This window comes from Neisseria sp. CCUG17229 (assembly GCF_047839235.1).
Taxonomy (GTDB): Bacteria; Pseudomonadota; Gammaproteobacteria; order Burkholderiales; family Neisseriaceae; genus Neisseria; species Neisseria brasiliensis.
Genome location: NZ_CP181247.1, coordinates 1,097,122 through 1,118,529 on the forward strand (window position 1 = coordinate 1,097,122; position 21,408 = coordinate 1,118,529).

Genomic DNA, 21,408 nt, shown 5'->3' on the forward strand with positions numbered 1-21,408 from the left:
ATTGGGGCCGTTGTTTGGTTAATTAAGTGTTGTTTTTTATATTTATTACAGTGGTCAATCATTATGTCTAGTGAGTATCTTATTTTGGCTGCCCGTTAATATGTGTATAGGTTTTCAGCCTATTTTGCCACCAATATTTTTTCTTTCAATGTCTTCAGTACTTCCTTCACCGTATTAATCCGCACATCAATATTTTCCATTTCCGCGCTATAGCGTAACTTGTCGGCACCGGCTAAGCGGTATTTTTTGTTGGTTTGAATCAGCATGATGATTTCGGTCGGGTCGATTAAGTTGTTTTTACCGAAAGTGATGGTCACCGCTTCATTGTTGGCATCGATGCTGGCAATACCCATTTCTTTGGCCTGCAAGCGCAAATGGTGGCTTTCAATCAAGGTTTTCACAGCAGGTTCGGTCAGGCCGAAGCGGTCGACCAATTCTTCGTGAATGGCGTTGATTTGTTCGCGCGTTTCGGCGGTGGCCAAGCGTTTATAGAGTACCAGGCGTTCGTGAATGTCGGGGCAGTAATCGTCGGGCAGCAGCGCAGGACTGTGCAGCTTGATCTCGGTGGTCACGCCCAGCGGCGCATCCAAATCGGGCTGGCGGCCTTTTTTCAAATCGCGTACAGCCTGCTTGAGCATCTCGGTATACAGCGTGAAGCCGACCTGCATCATCTCGCCGCTTTGGCCTTCGCCCAAGATTTCGCCCGCGCCGCGGATTTCCAAATCCTGCATGGCAAGGGTGAAGCCGGCACCCAATTCATCGGCGGCGGCAATCGCATCCAAGCGTTTTTCGGCATCTTTGGTGATGTATTCGGGCGTGAGCAGATAGGCGTAGGCTTGGTGGTGGCTGCGGCCGACGCGTCCGCGCAGTTGGTGCAGTTGCGCCAAGCCGAATTTGTCGGCACGGTTGATGATGATGGTGTTGGCGTTGGGGATGTCGATGCCGGTTTCGATAATGGTCGAGCAGAGCAAGACGTTAAACCTTTGTTGCAAAAAGTCGCGCATAACTTGTTCTAACTCGCGTTCGCGCAATTGGCCGTGCGCCACGCCGATGCGGGCTTCGGGTAACAGGGCTTCCAAGCGTTCGCGCATGTTTTCGATGGTATCGACTTCGTTGTGCAGGAAAAACACTTGCCCGCCGCGCTTCAATTCGCGCAACACGGCTTCGCGCACGCTGCCTTCGCTGAACGGTTTGACAAAGGTTTTCACGGCCAAGCGGCGGCTCGGGGCGGTGGTAATCAGTGAGAAATCGCGCAGGCCTTCCAGCGCCATGCTTAAGGTGCGCGGAATCGGCGTGGCGGTCATGGTGAGGATATCAACATTGGCGCGCAGGCGTTTGAGTTGCTCTTTTTGACGCACGCCGAAGCGGTGTTCTTCATCGATAATCACCAAACCGAGATTTTTGAAGTGGATGTCGCCCTGAACCAATTTGTGTGTGCCGATGACGATATCGACCGTGCCGTCGGCCATGCCTTCCAAGACGGCCTTGGTGGTTTTGCTGTTGTTGAAGCGCGATAAAGACGCCACTTTAACCGGAAAATCGGCGAAGCGGTCGGCAAAATTTTGCGCGTGTTGTTCGACCAAAAGCGTGGTCGGTGCCAACACGGCCACTTGTTTGCCGCCCATCACGGCCACAAATGCGGCACGCAAGGCCACTTCGGTTTTACCGAAACCGACATCGCCGCATACCAATCTGTCCATCGGCTTGCCTTGGGTTAGATCCTTAATCACTGCAGCAATGGCGGCGGCTTGGTCTTCGGTTTCTTCATAGCCGAAACCATCAGCAAAGGCTTGGTAATCCAATTCGTTAATGTCGAATTTATGGCCTTCCTGCGCGGCGCGTTGGGCGTAGAGATTGAGTAATTCGGCAGCGGTATCGCGTGCTTTTTCGGCGGCTTTGCGTTTGGCCTTGTTCCATGCCGCGGTGCCGAGTTTGTGTAATTGCACATTATCATGGGCGTGGCCGGAATAGCGGCTGATAAGGTGCAACTGCGACACCGGCACATACAATTGCGCCTCGCCCGCATATTCAAGCAGCATCATTTCGGCGGTTTCACCGCCCAAATCCATGGTAACCAAGCCCATATAGCGGCCGATGCCGTGTTCTTCGTGCACCACCGGATCGCCAAGGTTGATTTCGGCCAAATCGCGCAACAGGCCGTCTGAAACATCGGCGTATTTTTTGCGGCGGTTGGTTTTGCGGGATTTGGCGACGTATTGATACAAATCCGATTCGGTAATTACGGCGATGTTTTGCTCGGGCAACTGGAAACCGTAAGCCAGCGGCGCCACGGTAATCATCAGCGGCTCGTGTGCCGACAAAAAGCCCTGCCAATCGGCCACGGCTTTGGCTTTGATGCCGTTTTGCTGCATAAAGCCGGTCATGGTTTCGCGGCGGCCGAGACTTTCGGCGCACAACAAAATACGCCCGTCAAAGGCCGTCTGAAAATCGAGCAGGGCTTGCAAAGGCTGTTCGGCTTGGCGGTTGACCGCGACATCGGGCAGGTTTTGGTCGTGGCTGAATACATCCGGCCACACTTGGGCATAAGCTTTCAGACGGCCTGCAAATTGGTCGGAAGTGAGATACAAATGCTGTGGAAGCAAAGGCGGGTAAGTTTCATCGCCTTGCGCCATTTGGTAGCGTGATTTGACATCGCTTTGAAAACGCGCGGCTTCGGCATGCACATCGCCCAAGCAGACAAACAGCGCATCAGCGCCGACATAGTCAAACAGCGTATCCAACTCGTTTTCAAAAAACAGTGGCAGATAATATTCCACGCCCGCACCGAAATGGCCGTTGCTCACCGCTTTATACACTGCCGCGGCGTGATAGTCGGCATCGATTTCATCACGGAAACGGCTGCGGAAGATTTTTTGCGCATCGTCGTCGGTAGGGAACTCGTGGGCGGGCAGCAAACGGATTTCGCTCACGGGCGCGACGGTGCGCTGAGTGTCGGGATCAAAGGTTTTGATGCTGTCGATTTCGTCGTCAAACAAATCCAAGCGGTAGGGCATATCGCTGCCCATCGGGAACAAATCGACAATGCCGCCGCGCACGGCAAATTCGCCTGTGGCCACCACATTCGATACATGGCTGTAACCGGCTTCAATCAAATTGCCTTTGAGCGCGTCTAAATCCAAAGACTGGCCGGTTTTCAGCCAAAACGTGCGTCCGGCCAAGAATGACACCGGCGACAATTTCTGCATCGCCGTCGCCACCGGCACAAATAGCACATCCGCCGCGCCGCTTTTAATCTGCCATAAAGCGGCCAAGCGTTCCGACACCAAATCGTGATGCGGCGAAAAGCGCTCATAGGGCAGCGTTTCCCAATCGGGCAGGAAAACCGCCGTATCGTGTGGCCGGAAAAACTGCCATGCCGTCTGAAGACGCAGGGCTTGCTCGGCATCTTGGGTCAACACCACTTTAAGCTGCTTGTGCGGCAAATGGCGTGCCAAAGCCAACGGCAATGAGCCTTGCGAGAGATTGAGCCAACGGGTTTTTTCTTGAGGTTTGGGAATCGGATAAGTCATGATGGCAGATGAAAACAGGTTGAGGCCGTCTGAAAGGTTTCAGACGGCCTGAATGTTAGGAATGCTTATTTTATCAGAGAAATAAAATCATGTTGGCGGCAGAAAGACCAAGTAAGCGAAAAATCATCGTAGCCATAGCGTGATTTTTGCGGTTTGGCATTATAATGCGTTGCACAAGATGCCTTATTTGGAAATATATGTTTCAGATTCACAATCGCCGCTATTTGGGCAGCAAATTCAAGCTGCTGGCTTTTATTGATAACGTGATTGGCACACACTGCCACGATTGCCATACCTTTACCGATTTATTCGGCGGCACGGGCGCGGTCGCGCATCACTTCAATGACCGTTTCCGCATTCAAATCAACGATACTTTATTCGGCAATTTTTTGGCTTATCAAACTTTCTTGGCGGATGAATCGGTGAATTGGCCGCAAATCAAAGAATTAATTGACGGCTACAATCAATTAACCGATATGCCGTCTGAAAACTATTATTCGCACCATTTTGCCGACACCTTTTTGAGTCGCCAAAATATGCGCAAAGTCGGCGTGATTCGTGACGACATCGATGCTTTGTTCGCCCAAGGCAAAATCAATGCACGTGAACAGGCGGTGTTGATTACATCATTATTGTATGCCATCGACCGCATCGCCAATACTGTCGGCCATTACGATGCTTTCCGCCGCAGTGGCGATTTGGCCAAGCCGCTGGTGTTGCGTTTGCCGCAAACACAAGAAGCACACAATCAGGGGAATCAAATTTTTCAGCAGGATGCCAATGAGCTGGTGAAAAGCATTCGCAGCGACATCGTGTATATCGACCCGCCGTATAATTCGCGCCAATACGGCGATGCTTATCATTTTTTGGAAAATGTTGCCGTCAACGCCAAGCCTGAAGTGCACGGTGTGGCGCGTAAAATGGACAGAAGCCATCTAAAAAGCGATTATTGCACGCAAAAAGCAGCGGCGCAGTTTGGCCAATTGATTGAAAACATTGATGCCAAATATATTTTGGTGTCGTATAACAATACCGGTTCAAAAATCAATTCACGCTCGAATGCCAAAATTTCCGATATACAAATCATGGAAATTTTGCAGAAAAAGGGCAAAGTGTCGGTATTTGAGCAGGATTTTCATGCGTTTACCACCGGTAAAACCCAGTTGACCGAGCATAAAGAGCGTTTGTTTTTGTGTGAAGTCGGCATTTGCGATGAATCGTTTGCATTGATGCCCTCTAATGAATCGAATGAAACCATCGTCAAATCGCCGTTGAACTACACCGGCGGCAAGGGCAAATTGTTGCCGCAAATCAAGGCCAAGCTGCCCGAGCCTTTTGGTGTGTTTTACGATGTGTTTTCAGGCGGCGCCAATGTGGGCATCAATGTCTTGGCTGATGAAATTATTTGCATTGATAAAAACCAGCAACTGATTGATTTACTCAATTTTATTCAAAGCCAAAGCTATACCAATTTGGTAGCGCAATTGGAGCAAAAAATCGCGCATTACGGCTTAAGTGATACTTTCCGCCACGATTACGATTTTTATGAATGCAACAGCAACAATGGTTTGGGCAAATTCAATAAAGAGCCGTTTGCCCAGTTGCGGCAAGATTACAACCAATCGAAAGACAATTTATTGTTTCTGCTGCTGATTTTTTACGGCTTCAACAACCAAATCCGCTTCAACCAAAAAGGTGAATTCAATTTACCGGTGGGCAAGCGCGATTTCAATATCAGCCTGCGCAACAAGCTGCGGCTGTTTATGGAAAGGCTGCACACGCGCCATATCCGTTTTGCCTGCCAAGATTTCCGCGATTTAGACATTGGGCATTTACGGCAGCAAAACGCCTTTCTCTATCTTGATCCGCCGTATTTGCTGGGCACGGCGGTCTATAACGAAAATGGTGGCTGGACGGCGCAAGATGAACGGGATTTATTGCAGTTTCTCCAAACCTGCAACGCGCATCAGATTCGCTTTGCCTTATCCAATGTGATGAAACACAAAGGCGAAACGCATCAGCAATTATTGGATTGGTGTGTTGAGCATTCGTTTAACATCAATTATCTAAATTTCCATTACCAAAACGCCAATTATCAGGCGAAACACAAAAGTAGCGAAACGCAGGAAGTGTTGATTACCAATTATTGATCAAATAAAAAGGCCGTCTGAAAAAATACTTTTCAGACGGCCTTAATCTAAGGTCACATCATTTTTCGTTTTCTCGATACCATTCGATAAACGCATCCGGTTTTACAAAACCCAATAAAGCTTCGCTGCGTGTAGCGTCGGCACGAATCACAAACACACCCGGTGGGCCGAACAAGCCGTATTCTTTCAGCAAGGCTTGGTGTTCGGCGGTATTGGCAGTGACATCGATTTGGAAGAAACGCTGCATATCCACCACTTCATGGACTTGCGGCTGGTTGAGCGTGTAGGCGGCCATTTCTTTGCAGGAAACGCACCAATCGGCATAGAAATCAAGCAAAACCGGTTTCGACGGGTCGGCTTTCAAGGCGGCATCCATCGCGGCTTTGAGTTCGGCCACATCGGTGAACATGATACCGTGATCGCTGCTTTGTCCCGCTTCAGATGGCGGAGTCAAGGTTAAGAAATGGTGTAGGGGGGTGGTTTGGCGTTGGTAGCTTTGCCAGCCGAACCATGCGCCGCCAATCAGCAGCAAAAAGCCCAATACCATCGCCACGTTTTTCAGACGGCCTGTTTGCTTGCCGGCGCGCACCAGCAACCATACTGCAGGCACCAGCAACAATAAAGTATACAGCGACACTACCAGCGCATAAGGCAAGTAAGGCGTAGCCAAATACACCGCCACCGCCAGCAGGATAAAGCCGAACGCAGACTTGATGCCATTCATCCAATCACCGGCGCGCGGCATGATGTGGCCGCCGAATGTGCCAATGATAATCAGCGGCACGCCCGTACCCAAGGCCAGCGCATACAAGGCCAAGCCGCCTAATACCGCATCACCGGTTTGGCCGATGTAGCCTAAAGCAAAGGCCAAAGGCGGCGCCACGCAAGGGCCGACAATCAGCGCAGACAGCATACCCATCACAAACACTGAAGCCATGCGGCCGCCGGAAAGTTTGTTGCTTTGATTTTGGAAATACGATTGCACCGAGCTTGGCAATTGGATATTGAAGAAACCAAACATCGATAAGGCCAGCAACACCATAATCGCCGCAGCAGTCAACACTACCCAAGGCTGTTGTAGCCATACGGTCAGCAGCGCACCGGTCAAACCGGCAAACACGCCGACCAAGGTATAAGTGAGCGCCAAACCCTGCACATACACCATCGACAAAGCAAACGCGCGGCCTTTGGTGGCATTTTTATCGCCGACGACAATGCTCGACACAATCGGCAGCAGCGGATACATACAGGCGGTAAAGCTCAAACCCAAGCCGGCGAGAAAAAACGCCAACAGATTGGCGTTCAAAGTATCCCAAGACAGTTTGAAACGGCTGCTGTCGCTCTTGGCAGGCGCAGATTTCAGGCCGTCTGAAGATTTGGCATCAGGTTGGGTAAAGCGTTCTTTTGCCGACACCGGCGCATCGTCACCTTGCGGCTCATACAGTCCATTGCCATTGATGTCGAAAGTAGTATCTACCGGCGGATAGCACACACCGACTTCGGCGCAACCCTGATAGCTCAAGGTTAATTTATATTGGCCAAACGCTTGTTGGTAAGGCCAATTTACTTGTGCAGCGTGGTGATACACGATTTGCTTGCCGAAAAATTCGTCTTCTTTTTCTTCGCCGGAACTAAATTGCGGCGTATCAGCCAACACACCGGCAGGATCGGTATCGGCAATGATTTTAGACTGGTAAAGGTAATAGCCTTCGGCAATCTGAAATTGCACATTGATGCCTTGTTCGGTCACATTGATTTGCGGGCGGAATGCCTGCTCAGGCGGCAACAGCTTCGACGCATCAATCGGCTCAGCAAAAGCCGTGTTAAACAAGGCGAGAAAGGCCAAGATCAAATAAAAGAGTTTTTTCATATCGACAACCTGTCGGTGTGGGGTAGGTTTGTGTTGGTTAAACAAGAATTTAATATCAATGTTTTCGGCATTATAAGTGATTTGAGGCCGTCTGAAAAACAGGAAACGGGTTTACTTGCGTTAAATCAGTTTTAGAGAACTTATCTTATTGAATATTCATGAAAATCAGGCCGTCTGAACCTATTACTTTCAGACGGCCTTTGATAAATGAAGTATCGTATTGATTTAAGGATAAGCAATCACCGCATAAGCCGAATGGTTGTGAATCGATTCAAAGTTTTCACTTTCCACCACGAAGCTTTCCACGCGGGCATCGGCAATCAATGAAGTAGCCACATCGCGTACCATATCTTCCACAAATTTCGGATTTTCATACGCTTGTTCGGTCACGAATTTTTCGTCAGGGCGCTTGAGCAGGCCGTAGAGCTGGCAGCTGGCTTGTGATTCGACGCAGTCAATCACTTCTTCAATTGCTACATCGGCATTGGCGACCAAAGATACGGTCACATGCGAGCGTTGGTTGTGCGCGCCGTATTGCGAAATCTCTTTGGAGCATGGGCAAAGCGAAGTTACCGGCACCATCACTCTCAGGCTGTGGCTGTATGCGCCGTTTTTGATTTCACCCGTAAGGGTCACATCATAATCCAGCAGCGACTGAATGCCGGACACCGGCGCGGTTTTCTTGCGGAAAAAAGGAAAGCTCACGCTGATTTTGCCCGAATGCGAATCCAGCAATTCAACCATTTCGCGCGTAAGCTGCTGCAAACGCTCAAAGCTCAAAGCTTCGGTTTGCTGTTCCATCAGCGCGACAAAGCGCGACATGTGCGTGCCTTTTTGTTCGGCAGGCAGATATACCGTCATCGTCAGGCGGGCCACGGTGGCCTGCTCACCCTCAGCGGTGCGCAAGGTAATCGGGAAACGTAAATCTTTAATGCCGACTTGGTTAATCGGCAGGTTGCGTAAATCGCGGGTGGATTGCACGTCTGCAATGGCGTTCATGCGTGTTTTTTCCTTAGAATTAAGCCTAGGCTTGGTATGTGTGGGCAGCAAACAGTAATTCAAGGCCGTCTGAAAAGGTCGGCTTGATCACCGATTTTGTAAATGCGAGATTATATCACTTAGCGGACAGGGTGGTATTAATTGTTTCTATTTTTCAGATAGTGATAAAATGAATGCCATTCATATCGAAACAAGGTTTGTGCCATGAAATTTGCCACCAAAGCGATTCATTCCAGCTACGATTGCGACGAACACCAGCGCGCGCTGATGCCACCGATTTACCAAAACAGTATGTTTGCTACCCATGAGATCGGCGAGCAAACCCCTTACCGTTACTCGCGCTTGAGTAATCCGACGCGCAAAATTTTGGAAGACACGGTTGCCGATTTGGAACACGCTGCCGCCGGTTTTGCGTTTTCCAGCGGTATGGCGGGTATTGATGCCGTGTGGCGCACGTTTTTGAAACCGGGCGATACCATCATTGCCGTAGCCGATATTTATGGCGGCGCGTATGATTTGTTGAATGATGTGTATGCGCCATGGGGCGTTAACGTGGTGTTTGCCGATTTGAGCAAGCCCGAAAACCTCGATGCGCTGCTGGCTGAACACGCCAACGTTAAAATGCTGTGGCTCGAAACGCCGTCAAACCCATTATTGCGCTTGGTCGATATTCCGGCCTTAGCCGCCAAGGCCAAGGCTGCCGGTGCGCTGGTCGGCATCGACAATACCTTTGCCACGCCGTATCTGCAACGCCCTCTGGACATGGGCTGTGACATTGTGTTCCATTCGGCCACCAAATATTTATGCGGCCATTCCGATGTGTTGATGGGCGTGGTGGTGGTGAAAACCAAAGAATTGGCCAAGCCTTTGCATAGCATGATGGTCAACAGCGGCGCAGTGGCCGGCCCGTTTGACTGCTGGCTGGTGTTGCGCGGCATCAAAACCTTGGCCTTGCGCATGAAAACCCATTGTGAGAATGCTTTGGAAATCGCCAAACGCATGCAAGACCATCCGGCGGTAGAAAAAGTGTTTTATCCGGGTTTGCCGTCGCATGAGCATTATGAATTGGCTAAAACGCAAATGCCTAAGGGCATCGGCGGCGTGGTGACGATTTATCTGAAAAACGACACCAAGCAAGCAGCCAACAGCGTGATTCAAAACATGGATTTGGTCAAAATGGCATCCAGCTTGGGCGGCGTAGAAAGCTTGGTCAACCATTGCTATTCGCAATCACACAGCGGCGTGCCACACGATGTGAAAATGGAAATGGGCATCAAAGTCGGTTTGCTGCGTTTTTCCATCGGCATTGAAGATGTGGACGATATTTGGCAGGATATTTCTAAAGCCTTGGATACGACTTTGTAAATATCTAGGCCGTCTGAAAATCATTTGGACGGCATCATAAATTCCCATAAAAACTTTACTGTTATTTTTCAGACGGCCTTAGCGTATAATCAAGGCCGTCTGAAATATTTTTGACCAAAGGAAACATTATGGCCGCCGCACCTGAAGCCAAGTTCACCGAAGAAAAAGTGTTATGGGTGAAACACCACACGCCCAAGCTGATGACATTCGCCATCACACGCCCCGAAGCCTACCGCTTTTCCGCCGGCCAATTTTCGCGCTTGGGCTTCCGCGACGGCGAAGGCTTTATCTGGCGCGCTTATTCAGTGGTATCTGCTGAGTATGCCGATACCTTGGAATATTTCGCCGTGTTGATTGAAGATGGCCCGATGTCGGCCAAACTGGCAAAAATGCAGGCGGGCGATGAAATCCTGCTGGACAAAACCGCCACCGGTTTCCTGTTGCCCGAGCGTTTTCCAGACGGCAAAGATTTGGTCATGCTTTCTACCGGCTCCGGCATTGCGCCGTTTCTATCCATCATCGAGCAGCCGGAAATCTGGCAGCGCTTCGAGCGTTTGGTGCTGGTGCATTCCGTATCGTATGCCGACGAATTGATTTTTAACCAACGCTTGGCCGATTTGAAAGACCATCCGCTGATTGAAGAGCATTTCCACAAACTGGTGTTCGTGCCGGTCACCACACGCGAAACCACTGAAAACACCTTATCCAACCAACGCATTCCGGCTTTGCTGCTGGAAGGCGGTTTGGAAAAACACATTGGTTTTACGTTCAACAAAGCCGATACGCGCTTTATGGTATGTGGTAATCCGGCGATGGTGAAAGACACCTTCCAAGCCTTGATGGACTTGGGCTACGCCATGCATCGCAACCGCGAACCCGGTCAAATCATGATGGAAAACGGCTTTTGATTAGGCTGCAATCTGTTTCAGACGGCCTTTTCATTTAACAGGCCGTCTGAAAAAACACCACACAAAGAACACATTATGTCTGTCAACCACTACGAAAATTTTCCCGTCGGCTCCATCATTTTGCCGCGCCGTTTGCGCAAACCCATTCACGCCGTGTATGCCTTTGCCCGCACGGCAGATGACATTGCCGATGAAGGCGATGCCAGCGATGAAAGCCGTTTGCAAGATTTGACCCATTTAGAACACGAGTTAGACCGCATCCAGAAGGGCGAAGCGCCGCAAACCGCGCTTATGCAGCAGCTCAACCATGAAGCGATTGCACCTTTCAACATGTCGCTTGAGCCATTTTACGATTTGCTTTCCGCGTTCAAGCAAGATGTGGTGAAAAAACGCTATCAAACCTTTGGTGAATTGGTCGATTACTGCCGCCGCTCGGCCAATCCCGTCGGGCGCATCTTGCTGCATCTTTACGGCGAACACGACCCCGTGAGCATCGCCCGCAGCGACGGCATTTGCACCGCTTTGCAACTGATTAACTTTTGGCAGGATGTCGCCGTCGATTGGCAAAAAGGGCGGGTGTATATTCCGCAAGACGATTTGGCGCGCTTCAAAGTCACCGAGCAGCAAATCGCCGAAGGTAAAGCCGATTTCGCTTTCCAACGCTTGATGGCGCACGAATGTGAACGCGCCTTCAGCATGCTCAAAGGCGGCTCGCCCTTGGGTAAAACGCTCAAAGGCCGAATTGGTTTTGAATTGCGTATGATTATTATCGGCGGCCAGTTGATTTTGCAAAAGCTCGACGGCATTAAATACGATGTGTTTAACGAGCGGCCGGTGTTGGATAAAAAAGACTGGATGATTATCGTCAAACGCGCGTTTCAGAAGAAATAACTTTTGAATAAAACAGGCCGTCTGAAAGCAGTAATTTTATTGATTATTGCTTTTCAGACGGCCTGTTTGTTGACTATCAAAGTCTATTTCCCTGCCTTCAAACCCTGCCATTGTTGCACCATAAACTTCAACGCATTCGGCTCAATCGGCACCATAATAAAGCTGTTCTTCAAATCTTCATCACTCGGGAAAATCGTGTTGTCGTCCCGATAATCCGCGTCCATCAAGGCTCTGGCCGGCATACTTGATGGGGCATAGGTGACAAAATTGCCATTTTGCGCCGCGGTTTCCGGCTCTAAAAAATGATTGATGTATTGATGGGCATTGGCCACATTTTTGGCATCTTTCGGAATGGCAAACGAATCCACCCAAATTCCCACGCCTTCTTTCGGCATCATCACACGGATTTTTTCTTTACCACCAGCTTCTTCAGCACGGCGTTTGGCAATGTTCAAATCGCCGCCAAAACCGATGGTCACGCAAGTATCGCCGCGCGCTAAATCATCAATAAAACCGGATGACGTGAAACGCTTCACGTTGCGGCGGTTTTGCTTGAGTAAATCCGTGGCCGCCTGAATGTCTTCAGTTTGGCTGCTGTTTGGATTTTTACCCAGATAATTCAACACCATCGGATACATTTCCGCCGCACTGTCGAGATAGCTGATGCCGCATTGTCTCAACTTGGCGGTGTATTTTGGGTTGAACACCAAATCCCATTCGTTTTGCGGCATGGGCATATCGCCCAAGGCTTTTTTTACGCGTTCGGTATTGATGGCAAAGGTGTTGGTGCCCCAGAAAAACGGCACGGCGTATTCATTGCCGGGGTCAACGTTTTCCATCAAAGCCATTAATTGCGGATTGAGATTTTTATAATTAGGAATCAAAGTTTTGTCGATTTTTTGATACGCACCGGCCTGAATTTGGCGACCGATAAACGCATTAGACGGGCCGACCAAATCATAGCCGGATTTACCGGTTAAGACTTTGCTTTCTAAGGTTTCATCGTTGTCGTAAACATCGTAGCTGACTTTGATATTATTTTTGCGTTCAAACTCGGCCACGGTTTTCGGATCGACATAGTCCGACCAATTGTAGATTTTCAACACGCCGCCGTTGTTGGTTGCAGCTTGGCTGGTGCTTTGTTTCGTTTCGGGATTGCCGCTACAGGCGGCGAGAGTCAACACGGCCAAGCCGATTAAAGACAAATGTTTGCGCATCGTGTGTTCCTTAATGTCGTTCTCGGGTGTAAAAGTCAGCGATTATAAGCGATAAAATCTTGATTTGGCGAAAAATTATCGATGTTAACATTCATTTTTGAAACACTTCGCCGCAGATGCGCGCATTTGTAGCCGATAATCAGGCCGATAGATAGCTTGAAACAAGGATTTGCGGTAAGATAGGAGGAATCTGAAAATTAAATTCAGACGGCCTTTGAAAAGCTTCAATAGGCCGTCTGAAACTGTTTAAACCTGTTACAGAAAATACCATGAAAACTTCTGAATTACGCCAAAAATTCCTGCAATATTTCGAACAACACCAACACCAAATCGTGCGCTCGTCCTCACTCGTGCCACATGACGATCCGACCCTGCTGTTTACCAACGCGGGCATGAACCAATTTAAAGATGTCTTTTTGGGCTTCGACAAGCGCCCATACAACCGCGCCACCACCGCGCAAAAATGCGTGCGCGCCGGCGGCAAACACAACGACTTGGAAAACGTCGGCTATACCGCGCGTCACCATACCTTTTTTGAAATGATGGGCAATTTCTCGTTTGGCGACTATTTCAAACGCGAAGCGATTCATTTTGCTTGGGGCTTTTTGACCGGTAAAGAATGGCTCAATCTGCCGAAAGAAAAATTATTGGCCACCGTGTATGCCGAAGACGATGAAGCCTACAACATCTGGCTCAATGAAATCGGCCTGCCTGCCGAGCGCATCGTGCGCATCGGCGACAACAAAGGCGCGCGTTATGCGTCTGACAACTTCTGGCAAATGGGCGACACAGGCCCTTGCGGCCCTTGCTCGGAAATTTTCTACGACCACGGTGAAGAAATCTGGGGCGGCATTCCGGGCAGTCCGGAAGAAGATGGCGACCGCTGGATTGAAATCTGGAACAACGTTTTCATGCAATTCAACCGCGACGAACAAGGCAACATGAATCCGCTGCCGAAACCTAGCGTCGATACCGGCATGGGCTTGGAGCGCATGGCCGCCGTGATGCAAGGGGTACATAGCAACTACGAAATCGATTTGTTTCAAGACTTGCTCAAAGCCGTTGCCCGCGAAACCGGCGCACCGTTCAGCATGGACGAACCAAGCCTGAAAGTGATTGCCGACCATATCCGCTCTTGCTCATTCCTGATTGCCGATGGCGTGTTGCCGAGCAATGAAGGCCGCGGTTATGTCTTGCGCCGCATTATCCGGCGCGCGATTCGCCATGGTTACAAACTGGGTCAAAAACAACCGTTTTTCCACAAATTAGTGGCTGATTTAGCAAAAGCAATGGGCGAGGCTTATCCTGAATTGGTGGAAAAACAAGCGCAAATCGTAGAAGCCTTGAAAAACGAAGAAACCCGCTTCGCGCAAACCTTGGAAACCGGCATGGCCTTGCTGGAAAATGCATTGGCCGATGGCGCCAAAACCTTAAGCGGTGAAGTTATCTTCAAACTCTACGACACCTACGGTTTCCCATACGACTTAACCGCAGATATTTGTCGTGAACGTGGCATCGAATTGGATGAAGAAGGCTTTAACCGCGAAATGGAAGCCCAACGCGCCCGCGCCCGTGCCGCGCAAAGTTTCAAAGCCAACACCCAATTGGCTTACGAAGGTCAAGATACCGAGTTCCAAGGTTACACCGAACGTCGTACCCAAGCCACCGTATTAGCTTTGTACAAAGACAGCGAAGCCGTGAATGAACTTGCTGAAGGCGAGAGCGGCGCGGTTGTTATTGATTTCACTCCGTTTTACGCCGAATCAGGCGGCCAAGTGGGTGATGTCGGCTTTATCTTTGCCGGAGACAACCGCTTTGAAGTGCGCGATACGCAAAAAATCAAAGCCGCGGTATTCGGTCAATTTGGTGTGGTAACGTCAGGCGGTCTGAAAGTAGGCGATGCGGTGACCGCGGAAGTCGATAACGATGTACGTGATGCCAATATGCGCAACCACAGCGCCACCCACTTGATGCACAAAGCCTTACGCGATGTATTGGGCGCACATGTGGAGCAAAAAGGCTCATTGGTTACCGCCGATTCAACCCGTTTCGATATTTCTCATCCGCAAGCCATCAGCGTGGAAGAAATTGCCGAAATCGAACGCCGCGTGAACCAAGCCATTTTGGCCAACGTTGCGGTTGACGCCAATATTATGAGTATGGAAGATGCGCAAAAAACCGGCGCGATGATGCTGTTTGGCGAAAAATACGGCGACGAAGTGCGCGTGTTGCAAATGGGCGATTTCTCTACCGAATTGTGCGGCGGCACCCACGTTGCCCGCACCGGCGACATCGGCCTGTTTAAAATCATCAGCGAAGGCGGCATCGCCGCAGGCGTGCGCCGCGTCGAAGCCATTACCGGTCTGAATGCTTTGAAATGGGCGCAAAACCAAGAACGTTTGGTACGCGACATTATCGGTGAAGTGAAAGCCCAAACCGAGCGCGATGTCTTGGCCAAAATCCAAGCCAACGCGGCCCAAACCAAAGCCTTGGAAAAAGACTTGGCCAAAGCCAAAGCCGAATTGGCCGTACACGCAGGCGCGAAGCTGCTGGATAATGCCAAAGACTTAGGCGCAGCCAAACTGGTTGTCGCCCAAATCGAAGCCGATGCCGCCGCTTTGCGCGAAATCGTGACCGATTTAAGCGGCAAATCCGATAAAGCCGTGATTCTGTTGGCCGCGGTCAATGAAGGCAAAGTTTCCCTGTGCGCCGGCGTATCTAAGCCGTTAACCGCCAAAGTTAAAGCCGGTGATTTGGTCAAATTCGTTGCCGAACAAGTCGGCGGTAAAGGCGGCGGCCGCCCCGATTTGGCACAAGCCGGTGGCACCGAAGCCGATAAGCTGCCGCAAGCCTTGGCAAGTGTCGAAGCTTGGACAAACGAAAAATTGGCTTAATGAATACAAAGGCCGTCTGAAAAGGGTTTCAGACGGCCTTTTATCCAAAAATCACCGCATAATTATGCCTTAAATATATGGACAAATCAGGCTAACAAGATTATCTTATTCCCTGTGTAGCCGCATGTCGGTGATATTAATATTTTCTCAAAGAGGGTTTTAGAGTATGGGTTATCGTGTTGAATATGATTTATTGGGCGAACGTGAGATTCCAAGCGATGTGTATTGGGGCATCCACACTTTGCGCGCTTTGGAAAACTTCCAGATTTCTTCGCAAAAAGTTGCGGATATGCCGCATTTTGTGCGCAGTTTGGTACAGGTAAAAAAAGCGGCGGCGCAGGCCAATGGTGAATTGGGTGCGTTGTCGACGGAAGTGGCAGGTGCGATTGATAAGGCTTGCGATGAAATTTTGGTCAACGGCCGCTGCATGGATCAGTTTCCGACCGATGTATTTCAGGGCGGCGCGGGTACTTCAGTCAACATGAATACCTGTGAAGTGATTGCCAACTTGGCTTTGGAACAATTGGGTCAAGAGAAGGGTAATTATGAAGTGGTGAACCCGATTGATGATGTGAATGCCAGCCAATCAACCAACGATGTCTACCCGACTGCCTTCCGCTTGGCGGTGTATTACAGCGTGGGCGATTTCTTGAAAAATCTGACTGTGTTGAAAGATTCGTTTGCACAAAAAGCGGATGAATTCAAAGACGTATTGAAATTGGCACGCACGCAGTTGCAAGATGCGGTGCCGATGACTTTGGGTCAGGAATTTAAATCATTCCAAGTATTGCTGGACGAAGAAATCATCAATTTGGAGCGCACGCGCCAATTGTTGTTGGAAGTGAACTTGGGCGCGACCGCCATCGGCACAGGTGTGAACACGCCGGAAGGCTATGCGGATTTAGCGGTGAAAAAATTGGCGGCCATCAGCGGCTTGGATGTGAAGCTGACTGAAAACCTGATTGAAGCCACTTCCGATTGCGGCGCGTATGTGATGGTACACAGCGCGGTAAAACGCACAGCGGTGAAAGTATCGAAAATCTGTAATGATTTGCGCTTGCTGTCTTCCGGCCCACGCGCCGGCTTCGGCGAAATCAACTTGCCTGAAATGCAGGCAGGCTCTTCGATTACACCGGCCAAAGTGAATCCGGTGATTCCGGAAATGGTGAGCCAAGTTTGCTTCAAAGTATTGGGCAACGACACCACGATTACCTTTGCTTCCGAAGCAGGTCAACTGCAATTGAACGTGATGGAGCCGGTGATTGCGCAATGTATGCTGGAATCGATTTCGCTGCTGAACAACGCTTGTGCAGGCTTGGCAGAAAAATGTGTGAAAGGCATTACGGCCAACCGTGAAGTATGCGAAAGCTATGTATTCAATTCCATCGGTTTAATTACTTTCTTGAATCCGTACATCGGCCATGAAAACGGCGATTACATCGGCAAAATCTGCATGGCCACCGGCCAAAGCGTGCGCGATGTGATTTTGGATTTAGGCTTGATGGAAGCTGTAGATTTGGATCGCATCTTGTCGCGTGAAAACATGTTGAATGCGCAATTGAACAAATAATTCGTCAAATACAAAAAAGGCCGTCTGAAAGCAGACGGCCTTTTTTGTATTTCACTATTGACGATAATTTTTCAAGAAACGTTCCAATTTCGCCATGGCTTCTTCAATTTGATGCACATAAGGCAGGGTGACGATGCGGAAATGGTCGGGCTTAATCCAGTTGAAGCCGGAGCCTTGTACGAACAATACTTTTTCCTGCACCAGCAAATCGTAAACGAATTTCATGTCATCATGGATGTTGTACATTTCCGTGTCAATTTTCGGGAACATATACATCGCGCCCATTGGCTTCACGCAGGTAATGCCGGGAATTTGGTTCACCAGCTCGTAAGCTTTATTGCGTTGCTCGAGCAAGCGGCCGCCTGGTAAGATAAATTCGTTGATGCTTTGATAGCCGCCTAAGGCCGTCTGAATCGCGTGTTGCATAGGTGTAGTGGCGCACAAGCGCATAGAGGCGAGCATTTCCAAGCCTTCGATATAACCTTGCGCGTGTTGTTTCGGGCCATTGAGCACCATCCAACCTTGACGGAAGCCGGCCACACGGTAAGCTTTTGACAAGCCGTTAAACGTGACGGTCAGCAAATCAGGGGCGAGGGCAGCGATATGGTGATGCACGGCACCATCGTATAAAATCTTGTCGTAAATCTCATCGGCAAAGATAATCAGGCCGTGTTTGCGTGCCAATTCGGCGATTTCCAGCAGAATTTCTTTGCTGTACACCGCGCCGGTTGGGTTATTCGGATTAATCACCACAATCGCTTTGGTTTTCGGCGAAATTTTGGCTTCCATATCGGCCAAATCCGGAAACCAGTCTTTTTCTTCGTCACACAAATAATGGCGCACATTGCCACCGGCCAGCGTGGCAGCTGCTGTCCACAAAGGATAATCCGGCGCCGGAATCAGGATTTCATCGCCGTCGTTCAACAATGCCTGCATAGACATGGTAATCAGCTCGGATACGCCGTTGCCGATAAACACATCATTCACGGTAATGTCGCGCAAGCCCTTGGTTTGGTAATAATGCACGATGGCCTTACGCGCAGAATACAAACCCTTAGAATCGCAATAGCCTTGTGAAGTCGGTAGGTTGCGGATAACGTCAACCAAAATTTCATCCGGCGCTTCAAAGCCGAAAGGCGCAGGATTACCGATATTCAGCTTCAAAATTTTATGGCCTTCTTCTTCCAGGCGCAGGGCTTCTTTGTGTACCGGGCCGCGGATATCGTAGCAGACGTGATCCAGTTTTGATGATTTAGGGAAGCGATCCATGATGTGTGTTCCGTCAAATTGAAGATTGTTTACAATGTAGTAAATGTACCCTTTTTGTAATCAGAATAAAAGGGGATAAGCGACAATATTTGCGATTTTAGCAAATTTATCGGTAAAAATAGGCGAAAATGGCTGATTAGGCCGTCTGAAACCGAGATACAAAAGCAAAAAGACCGCATAAAGCGGTCTTTTTAAAATTTGGTGCCCAGGGTCGGACTCGAACCGACACACCTTGCGGCGGGGGATTTTGAGTCCCCTGCGTCTACCAATTTCGCCACCTGGGCGGTGAAGAAGTCGTTATTATAGTGCTTATAAAAAAATTGTAAAGTAGTTTATTTAAAATAATTTAAAAATGTTTGATATATATGATAATTTATTCATTTAGCCGCTAACTTATCTTCGGGTATCCTGAATGGTTTTTTACATTTTATTAAAATTTTCTAATGTTAAAGTGATTACAATAGCTAAAACTACTTCATCACTTTTGTTAAAGGAAAAGAGTATGACCCGTTATTTATCTGCTTTGATGTTGGCTGCGCCGATGGCAATTGTTGCTCCTTATGTTGCCGCTGCGACGCATCCTGCGCAAACGCAAATGCAGCAAAATATGGATACTGTGTTGAAGATTGCCAGAAGTTCGGTAAGCGAAGCGCAAAAAGTGAAGCAAATCGAAAGTTATGCCAACCGTTATTTGGATTATGAGCGCATTTCCGCTTTGGCTGTGGGCGCACCGTGGCGCAATTTTACGCCTAAGCAAAAAACTGAATTCATCAACGCATTCAAAGACATGATTATCAACATGTATTCGCATTCGGCCTTAATGGGTGCGGCGGATGCCAAAGTGAAATTGTTGCCAAAAATGACTTCCAACGGCAACCGACACGATGTTTTCTCTGAAATCCAAACCAAAAGCGGTACCAAATACGAAGTGGCTTACCAGCTTTACCAAGTCGGCTCGGTATACAAAATCTACAATATCCGCGTAGATGGCGCTAGCTTGGTAACAATTTATCGCAATCAATTCAATGAATTAATTAAACAAAAAGGTATTGATGGTGCAATTGCTACTGTAAAGGCCAAAGGATTGAAAAAGCAATAATAATAATGAAGTATTAAGATTGGGATCAGGTAATTAGTGATAACATGCGTTTTAGTTTGAATTAGTTTAAATCATGACGAAAATAGACTCTCAATGTGCAATGTGCAGGATTATTTGCTAATTTTTTGGTTAATTGTATTTTTAACGCGCTTTTTAGCGCGTTACTTTATTGTCATAGCAACAATCAGAAGCAGCAATTAGTGTTCAATATTTTTTCTTGATTTTATGGTGTTAGTATTCTATGTTTCATATTTAGATTACTTCAATCAAATATACAGGGGTTTATAAGAGTTTCGGTTTCAAAATCTCTCTTCGGGAACCTCATGTTTTATGGAATATATCAAGAGAAATATATGCAGACAAACACTCATCAGGCCAGATTATTGTGGCTGATTGCGTTTGCCGCGGCGGCGGTGTTGATGATTACCATGGGCATCAGGATGTCACTCGGTTTATTTGTGCAGCCGATGGTGAATTCTACGACATTGAGTATTGCCGGCATCAGTTTTGCGATGGCGATGTGCCAATTGATGTGGGGCGTGGCACAACCACTTTCGGGCGCTTTGGCGGATCGTTTTGGGGCGTGGCAGGTGTTGTTGTGGGGCACAATTATTCTAGCTATTGGTTGCGCACTGATTCCGTCGCTCACCACTACTTGGGGCTTAACCTTGAGCATGGGGGTGATGTTGGCGATGGGGTCGGGGGCGGGTAGTCATTCGATTTTGATGAGCCAAGTTTCCAATAAGCTGCCACCATCAATGCGCGGCACGGCTTCGGGTGTGGTAAATGCAGGCGGTTCGTTTGGCCAATTTTTGTTCTCGCCAGTGCTACAAGGACTGATTTTTCTACCGGCCATCGGTTGGCGCGGTGCCATGTATGTGTTGGCGCTGGTAAGTTTGCTGATTATCCCGATTGCGCGTTGGCTAACACGCAGAGAATCAGGCGCAGTGGCCGTTCAGACGGCCTCAAATGTACAACCTGCACAAACTTTAAAACAGGCTATTTCACAAGCATTTAAAGACCGTAGCTATATTTTGTTGCATCTGGGCTTTTTTACCTGTGGCTTTCATATTGCTTTTTTGGTGACGCATTTGCCGACTGAAGTGGCCTTGTGTGGCTTACCGCCGACGGTGGCATCGTGGTCGCTGGCGATTATCGGCATCGCCAATGTAATCGGCAGTTTGGCGGCGGGCTGGTGCGTGGGCAAGTTCCGCAGCAAATATATTTTATTTTGGATGTATGCTTCGCGTGCGATGCTGATTTTGATTTACCTGATGATGCCGCGTACTGATTGGACGTTTTACCTATTCGCATTCGGGCTGGGCTTAACATGGTTGGCCACCGTGCCGCCGACTGCCGCGGTTACCGGCAAATTGTTCGGCCTGCGTTATCTGGCGACTCTGTTCGGTTTAACGTTGTTGTCGCACCAAATCGGTGGTTTTCTCGGCGCGTATTTGGGCGGAGTGGCGATTATGGCTTTCGGGGACTACAGCTGGATGTGGTACGCGGATATGGTGCTTGCCGCTATGGCTGCTTTATTGAATTTACCGATTCGTGAAGCAAAAATGGCAAAAGTTTAGGCTGGGGATATTTACTTTCAGGCGGCCTCAACGATTCAAAAGCAAATAAAAAGAGCAGGTGCTAAG

Annotated in this window: 13 protein-coding genes and 1 tRNA gene; 8 read left to right on the forward strand and 6 right to left on the reverse strand. The window is 49.0% G+C overall.

The features are described 5' to 3' along the window. Window positions 1-119: 119 nt before the first annotated feature. Complete coding sequence (gene mfd, locus ACM67B_RS05250) at window positions 120-3,530, reverse strand: transcription-repair coupling factor (protein ID WP_416190449.1); 3,411 nt, start codon at window positions 3,528-3,530, stop codon at window positions 120-122. A 197-nt stretch (window positions 3,531-3,727) separates the two neighbouring features. Here mfd and ACM67B_RS05255 point away from each other — a divergent pair, with 197 nt between their 5' ends. Further along, complete coding sequence (locus tag ACM67B_RS05255; protein ID WP_416190450.1) at window positions 3,728-5,680, forward strand: Dam family site-specific DNA-(adenine-N6)-methyltransferase; 1,953 nt, start codon at window positions 3,728-3,730, stop codon at window positions 5,678-5,680. A gap of 58 nt (window positions 5,681-5,738) precedes the next feature. Here the strand turns inward: ACM67B_RS05255 and dsbD are convergent, their stop codons facing one another. Together dsbD and folE2 are read right to left on the reverse strand one after the other, a co-directional pair. Next, window positions 5,739-7,550 (reverse strand): protein-disulfide reductase DsbD, encoded by a 1,812-nt coding sequence (gene dsbD, locus ACM67B_RS05260; protein ID WP_416190451.1) that lies wholly within the window; start codon window positions 7,548-7,550, stop codon window positions 5,739-5,741. A gap of 225 nt (window positions 7,551-7,775) precedes the next feature. Continuing rightward, window positions 7,776-8,549 (reverse strand): GTP cyclohydrolase FolE2, encoded by a 774-nt coding sequence (gene folE2, locus ACM67B_RS05265; protein WP_416190452.1) that lies wholly within the window; start codon window positions 8,547-8,549, stop codon window positions 7,776-7,778. Window positions 8,550-8,753: 204 nt separating this feature from the next. On the opposite strand from folE2, the gene ACM67B_RS05270 reads away from it, so the two are divergent. The 3 genes from ACM67B_RS05270 (at window position 8,754) to hpnC (ending at window position 11,713) form a co-directional block, all read left to right on the forward strand. Further along, window positions 8,754-9,914 (forward strand): trans-sulfuration enzyme family protein, encoded by a 1,161-nt coding sequence (locus tag ACM67B_RS05270; RefSeq protein ID WP_416190453.1) that lies wholly within the window; start codon window positions 8,754-8,756, stop codon window positions 9,912-9,914. A 128-nt stretch (window positions 9,915-10,042) separates the two neighbouring features. Beyond that, the gene (locus ACM67B_RS05275; protein ID WP_416190454.1) at window positions 10,043-10,822 is read left to right on the forward strand and encodes a ferredoxin--NADP reductase; all 780 of its coding nucleotides are present in this window, start codon (window positions 10,043-10,045) and stop codon (window positions 10,820-10,822) included. A gap of 75 nt (window positions 10,823-10,897) precedes the next feature. Next, window positions 10,898-11,713: a squalene synthase HpnC gene (gene hpnC, locus ACM67B_RS05280; RefSeq protein ID WP_416190455.1), complete on the forward strand. Its 816-nt coding sequence runs from the start codon at window positions 10,898-10,900 to the stop codon at window positions 11,711-11,713. 83 nt (window positions 11,714-11,796) lie between these two features. Here hpnC and ACM67B_RS05285 read toward each other — a convergent pair whose 3' ends face one another. After that, a complete protein-coding gene (locus ACM67B_RS05285) occupies window positions 11,797-12,930 on the reverse strand; it encodes a polyamine ABC transporter substrate-binding protein (protein ID WP_416190456.1) in 1,134 nt (377 codons plus the stop codon). Window positions 12,931-13,199: 269 nt separating this feature from the next. Between ACM67B_RS05285 and alaS the strand changes: the two genes are divergently transcribed. Together alaS and aspA are read left to right on the forward strand one after the other, a co-directional pair. After that, window positions 13,200-15,824, forward strand: coding sequence for an alanine--tRNA ligase (alaS, locus tag ACM67B_RS05290; RefSeq protein ID WP_416190457.1), 2,625 nt, complete (start codon window positions 13,200-13,202; stop codon window positions 15,822-15,824). Between the two features lie 166 nt (window positions 15,825-15,990). Continuing rightward, on the forward strand, window positions 15,991-17,394 hold the full coding sequence (aspA, locus tag ACM67B_RS05295; RefSeq protein WP_416190458.1) for an aspartate ammonia-lyase: 1,404 nt from the start codon (window positions 15,991-15,993) through the stop codon (window positions 17,392-17,394). 54 nt (window positions 17,395-17,448) lie between these two features. Here aspA and ACM67B_RS05300 read toward each other — a convergent pair whose 3' ends face one another. Next, window positions 17,449-18,663 (reverse strand): pyridoxal phosphate-dependent aminotransferase, encoded by a 1,215-nt coding sequence (locus tag ACM67B_RS05300; RefSeq protein WP_096295220.1) that lies wholly within the window; start codon window positions 18,661-18,663, stop codon window positions 17,449-17,451. A gap of 199 nt (window positions 18,664-18,862) precedes the next feature. Next, a tRNA-Leu gene (locus ACM67B_RS05305) sits at window positions 18,863-18,947 on the reverse strand. 218 nt (window positions 18,948-19,165) lie between these two features. Between ACM67B_RS05305 and ACM67B_RS05310 the strand changes: the two genes are divergently transcribed. Both ACM67B_RS05310 and ACM67B_RS05315 read left to right on the forward strand, forming a co-directional pair. Then, window positions 19,166-19,762, forward strand: coding sequence for an MlaC/ttg2D family ABC transporter substrate-binding protein (locus ACM67B_RS05310; RefSeq protein ID WP_416190459.1), 597 nt, complete (start codon window positions 19,166-19,168; stop codon window positions 19,760-19,762). A 353-nt stretch (window positions 19,763-20,115) separates the two neighbouring features. Then, window positions 20,116-21,342, forward strand: coding sequence for an MFS transporter (locus tag ACM67B_RS05315; protein ID WP_416190460.1), 1,227 nt, complete (start codon window positions 20,116-20,118; stop codon window positions 21,340-21,342). The last annotated feature ends 66 nt before the right edge of the window (window positions 21,343-21,408 follow it).